This is a genomic window from Halobacillus sp. ABA4_118 (genome assembly GCF_056160205.1).
Window position 1 is genome coordinate 3,435,288 of the sequence record NZ_JBSWWS010000001.1, and the last position, 15,480, is coordinate 3,450,767.

The 15,480-nt window shown below is 46.7% G+C and carries 16 protein-coding genes; 12 read left to right on the forward strand and 4 right to left on the reverse strand.

Annotation, left to right across the window (positions count from 1 at the left end; translation table 11 throughout):
* Positions 1 to 17 precede the first annotated feature (17 nt).
* From ACXAGL_RS17565 to ACXAGL_RS17590, 6 genes are all read left to right on the forward strand, one after another.
* Positions 18 to 605, forward strand: coding sequence for a TlpA family protein disulfide reductase (locus tag ACXAGL_RS17565; RefSeq protein WP_474971432.1), 588 nt, complete (start codon positions 18 to 20; stop codon positions 603 to 605).
* A gap of 50 nt (positions 606 to 655) precedes the next feature.
* Positions 656 to 799, forward strand: coding sequence for an FbpB family small basic protein (locus tag ACXAGL_RS17570; RefSeq protein WP_084163013.1), 144 nt, complete (start codon positions 656 to 658; stop codon positions 797 to 799).
* 131 nt (positions 800 to 930) lie between these two features.
* Positions 931 to 1,164: a small acid-soluble spore protein Tlp gene (tlp, locus tag ACXAGL_RS17575; protein WP_474992398.1), complete on the forward strand. Its 234-nt coding sequence runs from the start codon at positions 931 to 933 to the stop codon at positions 1,162 to 1,164.
* Positions 1,165 to 1,281: 117 nt separating this feature from the next.
* Positions 1,282 to 3,537, forward strand: coding sequence for an AAA family ATPase (locus tag ACXAGL_RS17580; RefSeq protein ID WP_474968587.1), 2,256 nt, complete (start codon positions 1,282 to 1,284; stop codon positions 3,535 to 3,537).
* 2 nt (positions 3,538 to 3,539) lie between these two features.
* Complete coding sequence (locus tag ACXAGL_RS17585) at positions 3,540 to 3,965, forward strand: acyl-CoA thioesterase (RefSeq protein WP_474968588.1); 426 nt, start codon at positions 3,540 to 3,542, stop codon at positions 3,963 to 3,965.
* A complete protein-coding gene (locus ACXAGL_RS17590) occupies positions 3,965 to 4,276 on the forward strand; it encodes a hypothetical protein (RefSeq protein ID WP_474971430.1) in 312 nt (103 codons plus the stop codon). Before ACXAGL_RS17585 ends, ACXAGL_RS17590 begins: the two co-directional genes overlap by 1 nt.
* Positions 4,277 to 4,299: 23 nt before the next feature.
* On the opposite strand, the gene ACXAGL_RS17595 is transcribed toward ACXAGL_RS17590, so the two are convergent.
* The 4 genes from ACXAGL_RS17595 to plsY all read right to left on the reverse strand — a co-directional run bounded on the left by ACXAGL_RS17595 (position 4,300) and on the right by plsY (position 6,577).
* Entirely contained in the window at positions 4,300 to 4,590 is a 291-nt protein-coding gene (locus tag ACXAGL_RS17595) for a HesB/YadR/YfhF family protein (protein WP_474968590.1), read from the reverse strand.
* 84 nt (positions 4,591 to 4,674) lie between these two features.
* Positions 4,675 to 4,908 (reverse strand): membrane protein insertion efficiency factor YidD, encoded by a 234-nt coding sequence (gene yidD, locus ACXAGL_RS17600; protein ID WP_474968591.1) that lies wholly within the window; start codon positions 4,906 to 4,908, stop codon positions 4,675 to 4,677.
* Positions 4,905 to 5,849, reverse strand: coding sequence for a GTP cyclohydrolase FolE2 (gene folE2, locus ACXAGL_RS17605; RefSeq protein ID WP_027954310.1), 945 nt, complete (start codon positions 5,847 to 5,849; stop codon positions 4,905 to 4,907). The genes yidD and folE2 overlap by 4 nt, the downstream gene beginning before the upstream one ends.
* A 146-nt stretch (positions 5,850 to 5,995) precedes the next feature.
* Entirely contained in the window at positions 5,996 to 6,577 is a 582-nt protein-coding gene (gene plsY / locus ACXAGL_RS17610) for a glycerol-3-phosphate 1-O-acyltransferase PlsY (RefSeq protein ID WP_474971428.1), read from the reverse strand.
* Between the two features lie 276 nt (positions 6,578 to 6,853).
* Here plsY and ACXAGL_RS17615 point away from each other — a divergent pair, with 276 nt between their 5' ends.
* From ACXAGL_RS17615 to ACXAGL_RS17640, 6 genes are all read left to right on the forward strand, one after another.
* A complete protein-coding gene (locus ACXAGL_RS17615; RefSeq protein ID WP_474968594.1) occupies positions 6,854 to 7,921 on the forward strand; it encodes an ABC transporter ATP-binding protein in 1,068 nt (355 codons plus the stop codon).
* Complete coding sequence (locus ACXAGL_RS17620) at positions 7,918 to 9,444, forward strand: ABC transporter permease/substrate-binding protein (RefSeq protein WP_474991965.1); 1,527 nt, start codon at positions 7,918 to 7,920, stop codon at positions 9,442 to 9,444. The genes ACXAGL_RS17615 and ACXAGL_RS17620 overlap by 4 nt, the downstream gene beginning before the upstream one ends.
* Before the next feature lie 11 nt (positions 9,445 to 9,455).
* Positions 9,456 to 9,869 carry a CoA-binding protein gene (locus ACXAGL_RS17625; RefSeq protein WP_474968596.1) on the forward strand — a complete coding sequence of 138 codons (414 nt, stop codon included), beginning with the start codon at positions 9,456 to 9,458 and terminating at the stop codon, positions 9,867 to 9,869.
* Positions 9,870 to 10,197: 328 nt separating this feature from the next.
* The gene (parE, locus tag ACXAGL_RS17630; protein ID WP_474968598.1) at positions 10,198 to 12,153 is read left to right on the forward strand and encodes a DNA topoisomerase IV subunit B; all 1,956 of its coding nucleotides are present in this window, start codon (positions 10,198 to 10,200) and stop codon (positions 12,151 to 12,153) included.
* A 15-nt stretch (positions 12,154 to 12,168) separates the two neighbouring features.
* On the forward strand, positions 12,169 to 14,628 hold the full coding sequence (parC, locus tag ACXAGL_RS17635; RefSeq protein ID WP_474968599.1) for a DNA topoisomerase IV subunit A: 2,460 nt from the start codon (positions 12,169 to 12,171) through the stop codon (positions 14,626 to 14,628).
* Between the two features lie 215 nt (positions 14,629 to 14,843).
* The gene (locus ACXAGL_RS17640) at positions 14,844 to 15,473 is read left to right on the forward strand and encodes a TetR/AcrR family transcriptional regulator (protein WP_474991966.1); all 630 of its coding nucleotides are present in this window, start codon (positions 14,844 to 14,846) and stop codon (positions 15,471 to 15,473) included.
* Positions 15,474 to 15,480: the final 7 nt, after the last annotated feature.

Sequence of the window (15,480 nt, forward strand, 5' to 3'; positions counted from 1 at the left end):
AGAAGCGGGGGAAATCTATGCAGAAATGGATCGCTGGTCTTTTTTTAGCCGGACTTCTCATATTCGGCCTCTTTTCTGTAACACAGGAAAAAAGCGCGGAACATCAGACTTCAGATGAGCCTGGAATCAGCGGCAGTCAGGACGGTACAGGGATGACGGCCCCCAATGCTCCTGAAGGGCTGCAGGTGGGAGATACTGCTCCTGATTTTACGTTGGAAACTCTCGAGGGTGAAAAGGTCAGCCTCTCTGATTTTAAAGGGAAAAAGGTGTTTCTGAATTACTGGGCGACATGGTGTCCGCCGTGCAGGGAAGAAATGCCTGAAATGCAGCGTTTTCAGGAAGCATATGGAGAAGAAGTCGTTATCCTTGCTGTGAATGGGACAGGTTCTGAAAAAAGCATAGAGAATGTTGCTACGTTCGTAGAGGACGGAGGCTACACGTTCCCAGTGCTGCTGGATAAGGAATTATCCTTGAATCAGGATTATCAGATCATTTCGATACCGACCACCTATTTCATCGGGACAGACGGCACTATCCAGGAGCCCCGGATCGTAGGGCCAATGACATATGAGGATATGGAAAAAATGAAAAATGCGCTAAAATAGGAATAATTTTTGTCCAAAGTGGAAATCATACCAGTAAAGGAGAGATTTCCATGAGAAAACATAAACCTGTTTCTTTTGAAGAGCGTGTAAAAGAAAACATAAGAACGATTGAGTCTGATCAAAAGCTGATGGATCAGATTGATGATCGTATAGAAAAAAGACATAAGGACCGTTTAAAGCAGATTCCGTCATAAACCGGAATCTGCTTTTCTTTTTTTACGTGTTCATAAATCCGTCCTTTATGGGGAAAGTAAGGATGACTCCATGAGGATGGGGCGATTGAACGCAGACAGGAGGGTTTTGTATGTCTCATAAACAACAGCATATGGCCAATCAAAAACCAAATCCAGATAACCGTGCCGACAATGTAGACCGGATTCAGGAGAAAGTGCAGAACACGATTGAAAACATTGAAGCTTCTCATGATGCTCTTGCGTATGCTACAGAAGAGGAACAGCATAACATTGAAGACAAAAACAAACGGAGAAATGAGTCTCTCCGAGCGATGAGGCAGGAGATCAAAGAAGAGTACGCCCATTCCCGACATCAACAATATTAAAGAGCTGACCGCTTCTCTAAAAGGAGAAGCGGTTTTTCATATCGTGTGCATCTTCATCTACATGTTCCGGTGACTATGATAAAATGTAAACCGGTGATAGAAAAGGAAGTGATGTAGATGCTGAATACGTTGAGACAATGGAAAAGTATAGATCAGGCCCCTCCTATTACAGAGGTGGAGGCCCTCCGGTATGTGAATGAAGGGACGGAGGACAAGGAACTGAAAGCGGTCCTTTATACCGCCCTTGCTTATCACAGGATGAAAAGACACCCCGGGGAAGACCCACTGGCCGATCAGTTTATTGATGAAGCCCGCCGGCTGGAAGGGTCCCACTCCCTGGTTACCGACCTTTATGAGTCAAAACAGCTGATGAAGGCGTACGCCATACTGAAGGAGACACCTTTGGAGCAGTGGATCCTCCACGAGACGGACCATGACTCTGCAAAAGCTAAAAAAGTAAAATCGATACATGAAGATGTGAAAGAAGTCATCAGTCAATGGAATCATGACCTGGCAGAAAAGCCCCTGCTTGATGTTTCCAGTCGTCTGAAAATTTACCAGGATATTTATAACGAGCTGGTAGAGCTGAAGGAGATGCTTGAAGAAGCCATCCATTCCATTGAGAATCGGAGAATCCGTGTACCGGTCAAGGAAGTGAATGAGCGGACAAGGCAGCTTTCTGATAAACAGGATGACATCCACCGGCGGCTGCCGGAGTTTTTAACGGAAACAGCAAGCCGTAATCCGTTGGAAGCCCTGGATCAAATGGTCGGCCTGCAGGATGTAAAAGACTACATCCACCGCTACTACCGCTTCCTGCAGTATCAGCAGGAACGGAAAAACTTCGGCTTTACCATGGTGGATGAACCAGGGTTACATATGATCATTACAGGTAACCCCGGGACAGGGAAAACGACGATGGCCCGACTGTTGGCTAATATTTACCATGAGCTTGGTATTCTTGATACGAAAGAGGTTGTTGAAGTCAACCGTTCGCATCTGGTCGGTTCATATGTCGGTCAAAGTGAAGAGAACACGATGAACTATGTGAAACAGGCCATCGGTGGGGTGTTGTTCATTGACGAAGCCTACAGCCTGCGCAGGGAAGGTCAGACAGGCAATGATTATGGACAAGCCGTCATAGACACCCTGGTGTCTGCCATGACAAGCAAGGAATACGGCGGAAAGTTTGCGGTCATCATGGCTGGGTATCCAGAGGAAATGCGCCAGTTCTTATGGTCCAACCCAGGACTAAGGAGCCGATTCCCGGAGCAGAATCACATTGAACTCCCGGACTATCAGATGGATGAACTCATGAATATAGCCGAACAGACGGCGCTTGAGAATGATTTCTTTTTTACAGAACAGGCCAGAAAGCAGTTTGACTCCCTGATCGATAAAGAACGGGTCGATGATTCATTCGGAAATGCCAGAACAGTAAAAAACCTGGTGTTAAAAACGGTGTTTCACAAAGGAGCACAGGAAGCAGAGCGTGATAAACAGCACTGGCTTGATCATATGCGGATTACGACGGAAGACTTATCGTGGGATAAGGACGATAAGCTGGAAGAACGTTCCCCTATGCAGCGGCTTGATGAATTGATCGGTCTTTCAAGTGTTAAAACAGAAGTCCGGAAGTTGTCATCATTCGTGCAGGCCCAGCAGAAACGGAAAGAAAAAGGATACCCGGTTGTACCTATTCAGCTTCATTCCGTTTTCTCAGGAAACCCGGGAACAGGGAAGACAACCGTCGCCTCCATCTATGCCGATGTATTAAAAGAATGCGGTCTATTGAAGAGGGGGCACATGGTTGTCGCATCCCGATCTGATCTTGTAGCCGGCTATGTCGGTCAGACCGCCATAAAAACCAAACGAAAAATCAGAGAAGCGCTCGGCGGCGTTCTTTTTATCGATGAAGCGTATGCCCTTTATAATGGGGGACGTGATGATTTCGGAAAAGAAGCCATTGAAACACTTGTAGATGAGATGACAAAGCATAACGAGAACCTCGTTGTCATTTTAGCGGGTTATAAGGTCGAGATGGAGCAGCTGGTTGAAAGTAATCCAGGGCTGTCGTCCCGATTCAAGAAATACTTTCAGTTCCCTGATTATACAGAACAGGAGCTGTTGGAAATGACCCACTACCATGCACAGAATTACGGTTACTTTTTCAATGAATGGGCCGAGTCGTACCTGCTCGAAAAATATGCCGGGCACTATATTCGCGGAAACGGACGTTTTGTTAATAATCTAGTAAATGAAGCCGTCCAATACCAGGCCATCCGTATGCTTGAAGATGAGCCTGAGGATATGAACGAGCTTGAACTGCCAGACTTGGAAAAAGCCTGGAGTGCAGTGAGAAGGGAGTCTTAGTGATGAAAATTGTGGAAACACCAATCCAGGTCAGGTATCAGGAAACCGATATGATGGGGGTCGTCTATCATGCCAATTATTTGATTTGGTTTGAAATCGGCCGGACCGCTTTTATCGACGGCCTGGGGTTCAGCTATGCGGAAATTGAAAAAGAAGGAGTCGTTTCACCGGTCATTGACGCACAGGTCAGCTTTAAAAAACCTGTCCGCTACGGAGATGATGTCTGCGTGCGCACATGGGTGGAGTCCTATGACGGTCTCCGGGTATCCTACGGGTATGAAGTGGTGCACGCTGACGGGTCTACAGCCGTGACTGGTGTCACCAAGCACGTAGTTGTAAAAAGCGGCAGTTTCCGCCCGGTGTCTATCCGAAAAAGCTTTCCTGCATGGCATGAGGCTTATCTTTCAGCAATGGAGACGACAGGCTGATGGCGTTCGGTGTAAAAAGGGAAGAGCTGCAGGCGTGGAAACATCAAGTCCAGAATGGGGAAGTGGCATTTCTTACACATTTCTGGATCGATGATCGTTTTCCAGGCTGTGATACCGTGACAAAAGCCGGATGCAGTGACCTGGATGCATTAAAGAAGTGGGGAAGCCGCTACGACCTTCACCCGGGATGGATCCATCTTGACCCTTATCCTCATTTTGATTTGTTCGGAAATAAACAGTATGAGATATTAAAAGCGGAAGGTAGATGGGATCATATTGAGCGTTTCGCGCTCAGGAGAAAAGAGACATAAATAAAGACGCCCCAAGGGCGTCTTTATTTTTTATATTCGAAGGAAGGTTCTTCCCATTTTGTATCATATTGAACTTCCAGGGAATGATCATCAAAATACCAGGCATCATCTGATTCTATAAAGAAATGAATCCGTCCTGTTTTTGTTTCGGCGACCGGTTCAGTAGGTTCCTCCAATTTAATTGCCAGGGAAAATCCAGGCTGAAGGCCCCCGGTCCCACCGTACCTGACGTAAAAACGGAGATGGGCCTGTTCATCAATATCGAGTTCATTTTCGTACCATTCGGCAGCTTCTTCGGTTACAGTTAAATTCATATCTCAGCTCAACTCCTGTCATTAAAAATCATCTATATCCTGCTATATCCGTAAAGAGGAGAAGGTAAACGTTCCGTCTCCGCTTTACTTGTCTGCGTGTTCTTTTTTCATCGGTACAGGGTCGAATCCACCCGGATGGAAAGGATGGCATTTTAAAATCCGCCGCGCCGTCAGCCATGTTCCTTTAAAAAAGCCAAAGCGCTTATAAGCCTCAAGTCCGTATGAGGAGCAGGTAGGCTGAAAACGGCAGCTCGGTGGAAAAAAGGGGCTGATTCCCTTTTGATAAAAACGGATCATGCCGATCATGACCTGTTTCATCGTTCTTCCTGTGTACGCTCCAGCTTCTTGTCGTAGCTCAAGGAAGCCACTGCGTCGTGAAGGTGAATCGATTCCTCATTCCGGCACTGAACTTCAAAGGATTCCACAAATGGATATTCATACAGATCGGCAGCGACAAGACGGACGATATCCTCGACAAACCGGGGGTTCTCATAGGCCTGCTCCGTGACCATTTTCTCATCCGGACGTTTGAGCACCGGGTGGATCCTGGCACTTGCATTGCTTTCAGCGGCTTCCAGCAGGGCAGCTTTCCAATCGATCTCCTGTTCATTGAAGTCGTCTGTCAGTTTGACCGTCATCGTCACATTCCCGCGTTGATTGTGCGCACTGTACTCACTGATTTCCTTCGAGCATGGGCACAGCGTCGTAATTTTCCCAGTCAGGGATACCGTGACATCATGACCGGTCTCCTGATCGTACTCCACCCGGATAGTGGCATCCGCATGATTCATTCCTGTCAGGTCGGAATAAGGACCTTTCCTCTCAAAGAACCATGGGAAGGTGACTTCCACTTCAGCGTCCGTCTGTTTCAGGCGTCCGGCCAGTTCTTCGGTGAACTGCTTCAATGTTTCAATATCTATGGCAAAACCTTCGTTGTGATATTTATCAAGCTGTTCAGTGAACCGGCTCATATTCGTTCCTTTACTGCCTTTAGCAATCGAGGAACCAAAGGAAAAAGTACCGATGGTCGTTTGTATCTGCGGGGTCATGCTGCTTGGGATACGGATCGGATGCTTCACGTTGGAAATACCGACCATATCAATATCGAATAGAAAATCTTTTCTTGAATTTTGAAGATCAGCCATCTGATCTTTTTCAACGGGTTTCGTGCGCGGACCTGGATCGACAGACCCGAATAATTTATGTCTTTCTTCTTTAGTAGGCAGCTGTTTTGTCTGATTTAGTTCGGTTTTATTCATAGCAAGGACTCCTTTCAGGCCTTCTTTCTATGTCAAAGTATACCTTATGTATTTCTTTAATGACAATGGAATGCTTATGGAAATGTGCCGTCTATCTAGGATGCTTCAATTAAAGAAAGCCTATCCTTGGAGGACAGGCTTTCGTGTTACATCCACGTGATTTTAGGTTCTGTCTTATTGATGATTCTTTTAATATTAGAGCGGTGCCGGTAGATGACAAAAATCGTAAAGACAGATATCACCATCGTCAAGCCATACTCCTGCAGAAGGATGGAAGCTGTTATCCCGACAAGCCCGCACACCATTGAGGAAAGGGATACATATTTGGTCAAATATAATAGGATGAAAAACGATAGCACAAGTACAAGAAACACCAGAGGGTTCACTCCGAGAATCACGCCTCCGGACGTAGCGACGGCCTTCCCTCCCTTGAACCCGGCAAATACGGGATACATATGACCAATCACGGCAAAAATACCTATAATAAGCGGGATGACTTCTGCTCCGAGAAAAAATGGAAGGGCGGCAGCCAGCGTCCCTTTTAAAATATCGGCAATCGTAACGATCAAGCCGGCTTTTACTCCGAGAACGCGGAACGTATTCGTCCCACCGAGATTTCCGCTGCCATGTTCTCTGATATCTGTGCCATAACCCACTTTTCCAACGATCAGTCCTGATGGAATGGAGCCGAGGAGATAGGCGGTAAGGGAATAGAGTAGATATTCCAATAAGTTCAACTCCTTCATTACTTTCTTTTATTTTATCATGACGACGTTGGAGAAAGAACGGAAAATTCTATCAGCTTCTCTTTCTTCCAAGAACCTCTATGTATATGACGGAAAGCTGCAAATCAAACGCCGCAACATCTTATTATACCAATCAGAAAAGTTGTGACAAGGCTTTTCCACCGCTTTTGTGCGGGAAGGTTGAATAATTGCAATAGGTTTCAAGGTGTGTGAATGTGGGTAAATAGTACGGTCTTTAGTTTATGAAGGAGGAAATGCATGATAACTTTTACAGATGTGTCCAAAACGTACCCGGATGGGACGGCGGCTTTAAAACATATAAATCTCGAGGTGAAAGAAGGGGAACTGCTCACCCTGATCGGTCCGAGTGGATGTGGAAAGACAACGACGATGAAAATGATCAACCGGCTCATTCATCCAACTGATGGGACGATAGCGATACATAATAAGGACATTAAAGAATACAACGTTCATGAACTGCGTTGGAACATCGGTTATGTTCTTCAGGAAATCGCCCTCTTTCCACACATGACGATTGAGGAGAACATCGCCATTGTTCCTGAAATGAAGAAATGGAAGAAAAAAGATGTATCCGCGCGGATTGATGAGTTGATGCAGATGGTCGGTCTTGACCCTGAGAAACACCGGAAACGTAAACCGAGTGAACTTTCAGGTGGACAGCAGCAGCGTGTAGGGGTGATTAGAGCATTGGCAGCGGACCCGGATATTATCCTCATGGACGAACCGTTCAGTGCCCTTGATCCAATCAGCCGGGAGCAGCTTCAAAAGGATATCCGGAACCTGCAGCAGGAAATTAAAAAGACCATTGTGTTCGTGACGCACGATATGGATGAAGCCCTGGCCCTGGGAGACCGCGTCTGCCTGATGAAAGAAGGCGGGATTGTCCAGGTCGATACACCGCAGAATTTCCTTCTCCATCCGGCGGATGATTTTGTCCGTGATTTTATCGGAGGCAGGAAATCCCCATGGCTGACAGCTGTGGATATCATTATGGATCAGTCCGGAAGCAGGATTTTCCCTTATCACGACTTTCAACAGGGGCTGATTCCGGACAACGGATCGTATGTTCTCACCTCAGAAAAAGGTGTGTATCAAACAGGCGTCACGGACGGCAGGGAAGTCATGATGCCGGTCCTGAAGAACGGAACGGTTCTCCGGGAAGCCGTCTCTGAATTTGAAAAAGGCTCCCACCGGGTTCTTCCCGTTATAAAAGGAGACCAGCTCGTCGGTACTCTTTCCTATAAAGATATCGTTCATTACTTAAAAGAGAAATCTGATGAGGAACAGGGGGCTGTTCAGCTGTGAATGGATTTATTCAGGTTTTTGCAGAACGACAGGATGTACTGTGGGAGAAAGTGTGGGAGCACCTGCAGATCTCCATTATTGCCCTTGTGATCGCAACATTGATTTCTGTACCGCTCGGCTTGCTGTTAACGAGAAAATTGAACATTGCTGAACCTGTAATCGGGGTGACAGCGGTTCTTCAGACTATTCCCAGCCTGGCCGTCCTCGCTTTCTTGATTCCTTTTTTTGGAATCGGCGAAACGCCCGCCATCATAGCTTTGGCAGCATATGGACTGCTTCCAATACTCAGAAATACGTACACTGGAATAAAAGAAGTGGATCCGGCATTAAAAGAAGCGGCTACCGGGATGGGAATGAGTTCCTTCAGACGGTTATCCCGCGTCGAACTGCCGCTTGCGATGCCGGTCATCATGGCGGGTATCCGGACATCGATGGTCTTGATTGTGGGTACGACGACCATTGCCGCACTCATTGGAGCTGGAGGCCTTGGTGACTTGATCCTGCTCGGTCTTGATCGTGGAGGCGATGCCAATTTGATCCTTCTCGGAGCGATTCCTGCGGCTCTGCTTGCGATTCTGTTGGATCTTATCCTCCGATTGTTTGAACGGACATCAGCAAAGTCCGGGTTCCGCTCGCTCGTCAGTCTTCTTGTTATTGCCGCACTCATCGCTGTAGGACCGCTGCTGTTCAGCAGCAAATCGCAGAATGATCTCGTTCTCGGGGCTAAACTCGGGTCCGAACCGGCCATTTTAATCAACATGTACAAACTTCTCATCGAAGAGGAAACAGATCTTCAGGTTGGTTTAAAACCAAACCTTGGGAAAACAGACCTTGTTTTCAGCGCTCTTGAAGAAGGAAGCATTGATATTTATCCTGAATTCACAGGAACTGCCATCGTTTCCCTTATGGGAGAACAGGCGCAAAGTAACAAGGAACAGGAAGTTTACCAGCAGGCAGCCGATGGAATGAGTGAACAATATGACATGGCCTACCTGGAGCCGATGCAGTTCAATAATACGTATGCTGTCGCAACGACGGAAGAGCTTGCCGGGCAGTACGGACTGGAAAGCATCGGGGACTTGAAACAAGTGGAAGATCAAATAACAGCCGGATTCACCCTCGAATTCAATGACCGCCAGGACGGTTATCAGGGAATGAAGGAAGTGTATGATCTTGATCTCGGGGAAGTAAGAACAATGGATCCAGGTCTCCGCCAGGGAGCGATCTCCAATGGCGAAGTGGACATCATTGATGCCTATGCCACAGCAGGGTATATGGTGGACTTGAACCTCAAAGTGCTGGAAGATCCGGAAAATCTGTTTCCTCCGTACCAGGGTGCCCCGTTGATGAGACAGGAAACACTTGATCAGTATCCGGAAATCGAAGATGCTTTAAATCAACTGGGCGGTAGGATTACCGGAGATGAAATGCGGGAAATGAACTATGAAGTGGATTTTGAAGACCGTTCACCAGAAACGGTGGCCCGTGAATATCTCGTTGAAGAAGGGCTTATCGAAGAATAGGAGGAATGGACATGCCATTTGAACATCCGTCTCCAGAGGAGATTAAGAATGTATTAAAAGAATCTAAAACAATTGCGGTTGTCGGACTATCCGATAAACCACACCGCACGTCCTACCAGATCAGTGAAGCCATGCAGGCGGCAGGGTACAAAATTATTCCTGTAAACCCGACGATAACGGAAGTGCTTGGCGAACCGGCCGCCGCTTCGCTTCAGGAGATCGAGGAGCCGGTGGATATTGTAAATGTGTTCCGCCGATCTGAATACCTGCCGGGAGTGGCCGAAGAAGCCCGGAGCCTTGGGGCGAAAGCTTTCTGGGCTCAACAGGGAGTGTATCATGAAGAAGCGTGGGAACAGTTGAAAGATACTTCCACAAAGGTGATTATGGACTCCTGTATCAAGGTTGCGCACAGCTTATACCGGTGATCAAATAAAGATGAATTTGAAAAATCCCTGTCCTTTCAGGGATTTTTTCACGTTATCTGGAAGAATTATGTTTGCGAAACGATGTAAAATCGCTACAATATAACAAGCAGTGTTTTTTTGAGAGCGGTTGTATAAACAGCATCCATTTCACGAAACGATATAAGCAGGCATAAGACAGGCAGCAGAATAGAACGGGAAAAACCCTCTGTTCCACTGCGTGTCTTATAACTGAATCTGCCCGTGTAAACAGGAAAGTCATTTACACAATCGAACGTTTGTTCTATCATGATAATTAGTTGCTGTGTAAGAGAAAGGAGCCGATGGGAAATTGTCGAGTCAAAATCATACGTATTCAGATGATTCTATACAAGTATTGGAGGGGCTGGAGGCTGTCCGGAAGCGACCGGGGATGTACATTGGATCTACGGACCACCGTGGTCTTCATCACCTCGTCCACGAAATCGTGGATAACGCCATCGATGAAGCTTTATCTGGATTCGGACAAAAGATGACGGTTACCCTTCATAAAGATGGAAGCGTTTCTGTGCAGGATGAAGCCCGCGGTATGCCTGTAGGGATGCATAAAACCGGTAAGCCGACACCGGAAGTAATTTTAACCGTTTTACACGCCGGAGGTAAATTCGGTCAGGGCGGATACAAATCCTCCGGCGGTCTTCACGGCGTCGGAGCATCTGTGGTTAATGCTTTATCCGAATGGCTGGAAGTTCATATCTGCCGTGATGGGGAGAAGTACTATCAGCGTTTTGAAAAAGGGGGCGTGCCTGTTACCTCCCTGGAAAAAAAGGGAGCCACACGCAAAACAGGGACAACCATCCGGTTCAAGCCGGATCCTGAAATTTTTTCTGTAACGAAGTTTAATTTTGAAACCCTTTCGGAAAGACTGAGAGAAGCGGCTTTTCTTCTGAAAGGCTTTCGTATCATCTTAGTCGATGAGCGTAAGGATGGAGAGAAAGAGGAATACCAGTATGATGATGGACTGGTTTCATTTGTTAAATATTTAAATGAAGAGAAAGACACCCTTCATCACGTCGTATCGTTTGAAGGCATACAGTCAGAGATAGAAGTGGACTTTGCGTTTCAGTTTAACGATGGATTCGCAGAAAATATTCTTTCCTTCGTCAACAACGTTCGTACAAAGGATGGCGGAACGCATGAATCGGGAGCGAAGACAGCCGTTACCAGGGTGTTTAATGATTATGCACGCCGAACCCAGCTGTTGAAGGAAAAAGATAAGAACCTCGAAGGAAACGATATCAGGGAAGGCTTTACAGCGATCATTTCAGCAAGAATCCCTGAGGAGCTTCTTCAGTTCGAAGGCCAGACGAAAAGCAAGCTGGGGACATCCGAAGCCCGGTCGGCTGTTGACAGTGTGGTAGCCGAGAAACTCACTTATTTCCTAGAGGAAAATCCCGATTCGGCCTCGATGCTGATTAAAAAGGCGATCAGGGCGAAAGAAGCAAGGGAAGCCGCGAGAAAAGCGAGGGAAGACGCCCGTTCCGGTAAGAAAAAGAAGCGGAAGGATACGCTTTTAAGCGGAAAACTGACTCCGGCGCAGTCAAAAAATGCGGAGAAAAACGAACTGTATCTTGTAGAGGGGGACTCTGCGGGCGGTTCAGCCAAACAGGGGCGTGACCGCAAATTTCAGGCTGTTCTTCCTCTCCGCGGTAAAGTCATTAATACAGAGAAAGCTAAAATTGCGGATATCTTTAAAAACGAAGAGATTTCTACGATTATTCATACTATCGGTGCAGGAGTCGGAGGGGATTTCACCCTTGAGGACTGCAATTACGACAAAATTGTCATCATGACCGATGCGGATACAGATGGTGCCCACATCCAGGTGCTGCTGCTTACCTTCTTTTACCGCTATATGCGGCCCTTAGTGGAAGCCGGCAAAGTGTTCATCGCCCTTCCACCGCTTTATAAAGTATCCAAAGGCAAAGGAAAGAAAGAAAAAACCGAATACGCCTGGGATGAGGATGGGATGCAGAAAATCCTGAAGGAATTCAAAAATGGGTATACGATACAGCGCTACAAAGGTCTTGGTGAAATGAATGCCGACCAGCTGTGGGAAACGACCATGAATCCAGAATCCAGAACGCTGATCAGGGTTACAATTGATGATATTGCCCGTGTGGAACGAAGAGTTACGACATTGATGGGAGACAAAGTAGAACCTCGCCGAAAATGGATTGAATCCCACGTTGCCTTCGGTCTTGAAGACGAAGCAAACATTCTGGAAAACGATAAAATCCAATCATAAAAGGGGGACGTTCTGTTGGCTGAGGCAGAGAAATTTTTAGATTTACCTTTAGAGGAAGTTCTCGGAGACCGTTTCGGGAGATACAGTAAATATATTATCCAGGAAAGGGCCCTCCCTGATGCCAGGGACGGGCTGAAGCCTGTTCAGCGGAGAATCCTGTATGCGATGCATCAGGAGAAGAATACGCACGATAAAGCGTACCGGAAATCCGCAAAAACGGTGGGTACCGTTATTGGTAACTACCACCCTCACGGAGATACATCGGTGTATGATGCCATGGTACGTCTGAGTCAGACATGGAAAGTACGCAAACCGCTTGTGGAAATGCACGGAAACAACGGAAGTGTCGACGGCGACCCGCCGGCTGCCATGCGTTATACAGAAGCAAGGCTTTCAGCGATATCGTCTGAACTGCTGCGGGATATAGAGAAGCAGACCGTTGAATTCATTCCTAACTTTGATGACACGATTGAAGAGCCGACGGTGCTCCCGGCGAAGTTTCCCAACCTGCTGGTGAATGGATCCACAGGAATTTCAGCCGGATACGCAACCGAAATTCCCTCCCATAACCTTGGCGAGGTCATTGACGCGGTCATCATGAAAATTGACAAGCCTGAGGCGGAAGTATCGGAGCTGATGACCAAATTAAAAGGTCCGGACTTTTCCACTGGAGGAATCATTCAAGGCGTAGACGGAATCAAAAAAGCCTATGAAACAGGGAAAGGGAAAATCATTGTCCGCGGCCGCGCGGAGATCCAGGAACAGCGGGGCGGACGTGAACAGATCGTCATTGATGAAATCCCATTTGAAGTCAATAAGGCCAGCATGGTTAAGCGGATGGATGAACTCCGTATCGATAAAAAAGTGGAGGGCATTGCAGAAGTACGTGATGAAACAGACCGTACAGGCCTGCGCGTTGTGATTGAATTGAAAAAAGATGCCAACAGTGAAGGTGTCCTGAATTACTTATACAAGCATACCGATCTTCAAATTTCCTATAACTTCAACATGGTCGCGATCCACGACCGGACTCCGAAGCTTCTCAATCTTCCGATGATGCTCGATGCCTATATCGCACACCAGAAAGAAGTCGTGACCAGACAGTCCATTTATGACTTGAATAAAGCGAAACGCCGTGCGCACATTGTGGAAGGATTGATCAAAGCGATTTCAATCCTTGATGATGTCATCACTACAATTCGTGCGTCCAAAGATAAGGCAGATGCCAAGGCACGGCTGATCCAGGAGTACGCTTTCAGTGAGGAACAGGCGGAAGCGATTGTAACCTTGCAGCTGTACCGTCTGACAAACACAGACATTACAGCTCTCCAAGCAGAAGCGGAAGAGTTGAGGAAGCAGATTGAAGAGCTCGAAAAGCTTCTCACAAGTGAGCGGGAAATGCTGAAAGTCATCAAGTCCGACCTGCGGGCCATGAAGAAAAAATACAAAGATGACCGACTGACAAAAATTGAAGATAAAGTGCAGGAACTGAAGGTGGACTTGGATGTAATGGTGGCCAGTGAAGATGTCCTCGTTTCCATTACAAAACACGGCTACATTAAACGGACGAGCTTGCGATCCTACGCGGCATCAAATGGCGAGGATTTTGCTCTGAAGGACGGTGACCACCTGCTGCGTCTGGTGGAAATGAATACAACCGATACGGTTCTGCTGTTCACGAATTTAGGGAAGTACCTGTTTCTACCTGTTCATAAACTGCCGGATATCCGTTGGAAGGATTTGGGTCAATTTATATCCAACATCGTTCAGGTGGAAAAAGACGAATACCTTGTGGAAGCTATTCCAATACGGGAATTCAATGATGAGGATTTCCTGATGTTCTTTACGAAAAACGGCATGGTTAAAAAGAGTGAACTCCGTCTTTATCAGGCGCAGCGGCATTCCAAAGCCCTCGTGGCTGTGAATTTGAAAGGCGATGATGAAGTCGTCGATGTTCATATGACGGAAGGGACAGGGGATATTTTTCTCACCTCCAGCAAAGGTTACGGCCTCTGGTACAAGGAAGATGAAGTCAATACCGTGGGACAGCGGGCGGCCGGCGTCAAAGCCATGACATTGAAAGAAGGCGAACGGGTCGTATCCGGACAGATTTTCAAAGCGGAAGAAGACCCTTCGGTCGTCATGACCACTCACCGCGGGGCTGCCAAGCGGATGAGACTGAAGGAATTCGATCGTACGTCCAGAGCCAAGCGCGGTGTAATTATGCTTCGGGAGCTGAAGAAAAACCCGCACCAAATTGTAGATGTTCATCTCGTTCAAAGGGAAGACCAGATTGTACTCATGACAGAAAAGCAGGAGACGACGACGGTTAATCCGATGGACTTGAAAGCGAATGACCGGTACAGCAACGGATCTTACGTCCTCGATGTGGATCAAAAAGGAAGTGTTGTCGAATCCTGGGTGAAACCAGGGTACGAAGTGCCTTTTAAGCTGGAAGATGAAAACAGCCAGTAAAAATCAACGCCGACGGTTCAAAGCTCATGAACCGTCGGCGTTCTTTATTCAAACTTAGTAGCAACTCCGATAGATAAAACAAAAAAACCATCAATAAGAAAAACCGGAAAATCAAAAGAATGTACGTTTTTGACGCAGGAAAGAAATTGGATATGATTGTATTTTCAAAATACTATGATAAAATGAAGGTATATTCAGTTGAAGGGAGATGATGTATGAGCCGCTTACGCAGCACCATTCTCGAAACTTCTCTGCGCTTATTTGATGAACACGGTTTTCACGGTGTGACGGTTAACCAGATTGTAGCAGCCTCGGGGACATCCAAAGGGGGCTTTTACCACCATTTTCAATCCAAGGATGAACTCCTATTCGTGATTCATGACACCTTTATTACATACGTATTGAAAGAGGCTGGAGCAGCCAACGTGATTCACACCTCACCAACAGCCAAAATACAGGCTGTCATCCATTCTTTTGTGAAAGTTTTTGATTTATACAAACCACATATTTCTGTCTTCTATCAGGAAAGCAACTACTTAAAGCCGGCCTACGAGGAAAAAATTAAACGGAAACGGGATGAATTTAAGGACATCATTTTCGGGATTATCCATGAAGGTCAGGCGGACGGTGATTTTAGAAAGGAACTTCCTCTTGAAGTAACCGCTATGGCTGTCTTAGGGATGGTCAATTGGATATACAAGTGGTATCAGCGGGATGGAAGGTATTCCATTGATGAAATTGCGGAGGTGTACATTGATTTAATCCTTCACTTTTTACTGCCCGGAAGCAGCGAGCAGCTCATGCATCATATGAATAAAGTCCCTTTTTTTTACGATGTTAAGTAAACGCTTT

What these genes read in the sequence shown, in the direction of transcription:
- ACXAGL_RS17565 (WP_474971432.1), top strand. Translation starts at nt 18, where the DNA reads ATGCAGAAATGGATCGCTGGTCTTTTTTTAGCCGGACTTCTCATATTC.
- ACXAGL_RS17570 (WP_084163013.1), top strand. Translation starts at nt 656, where the DNA reads ATGAGAAAACATAAACCTGTTTCTTTTGAAGAGCGTGTAAAAGAAAAC.
- tlp (WP_474992398.1), top strand. Translation starts at nt 931, where the DNA reads ATGGCCAATCAAAAACCAAATCCAGATAACCGTGCCGACAATGTAGAC.
- ACXAGL_RS17580 (WP_474968587.1), top strand. Translation starts at nt 1,282, where the DNA reads ATGCTGAATACGTTGAGACAATGGAAAAGTATAGATCAGGCCCCTCCT.
- ACXAGL_RS17585 (WP_474968588.1), top strand. Translation starts at nt 3,540, where the DNA reads ATGAAAATTGTGGAAACACCAATCCAGGTCAGGTATCAGGAAACCGAT.
- ACXAGL_RS17590 (WP_474971430.1), top strand. Translation starts at nt 3,965, where the DNA reads ATGGCGTTCGGTGTAAAAAGGGAAGAGCTGCAGGCGTGGAAACATCAA.
- ACXAGL_RS17595 (WP_474968590.1), bottom strand. Translation starts at nt 4,590, where the DNA reads ATGAATTTAACTGTAACCGAAGAAGCTGCCGAATGGTACGAAAATGAA.
- yidD (WP_474968591.1), bottom strand. Translation starts at nt 4,908, where the DNA reads ATGAAACAGGTCATGATCGGCATGATCCGTTTTTATCAAAAGGGAATC.
- folE2 (WP_027954310.1), bottom strand. Translation starts at nt 5,849, where the DNA reads ATGAATAAAACCGAACTAAATCAGACAAAACAGCTGCCTACTAAAGAA.
- ACXAGL_RS17615 (WP_474968594.1), top strand. Translation starts at nt 6,854, where the DNA reads ATGATAACTTTTACAGATGTGTCCAAAACGTACCCGGATGGGACGGCG.
- ACXAGL_RS17625 (WP_474968596.1), top strand. Translation starts at nt 9,456, where the DNA reads ATGCCATTTGAACATCCGTCTCCAGAGGAGATTAAGAATGTATTAAAA.
- ACXAGL_RS17640 (WP_474991966.1), top strand. Translation starts at nt 14,844, where the DNA reads ATGAGCCGCTTACGCAGCACCATTCTCGAAACTTCTCTGCGCTTATTT.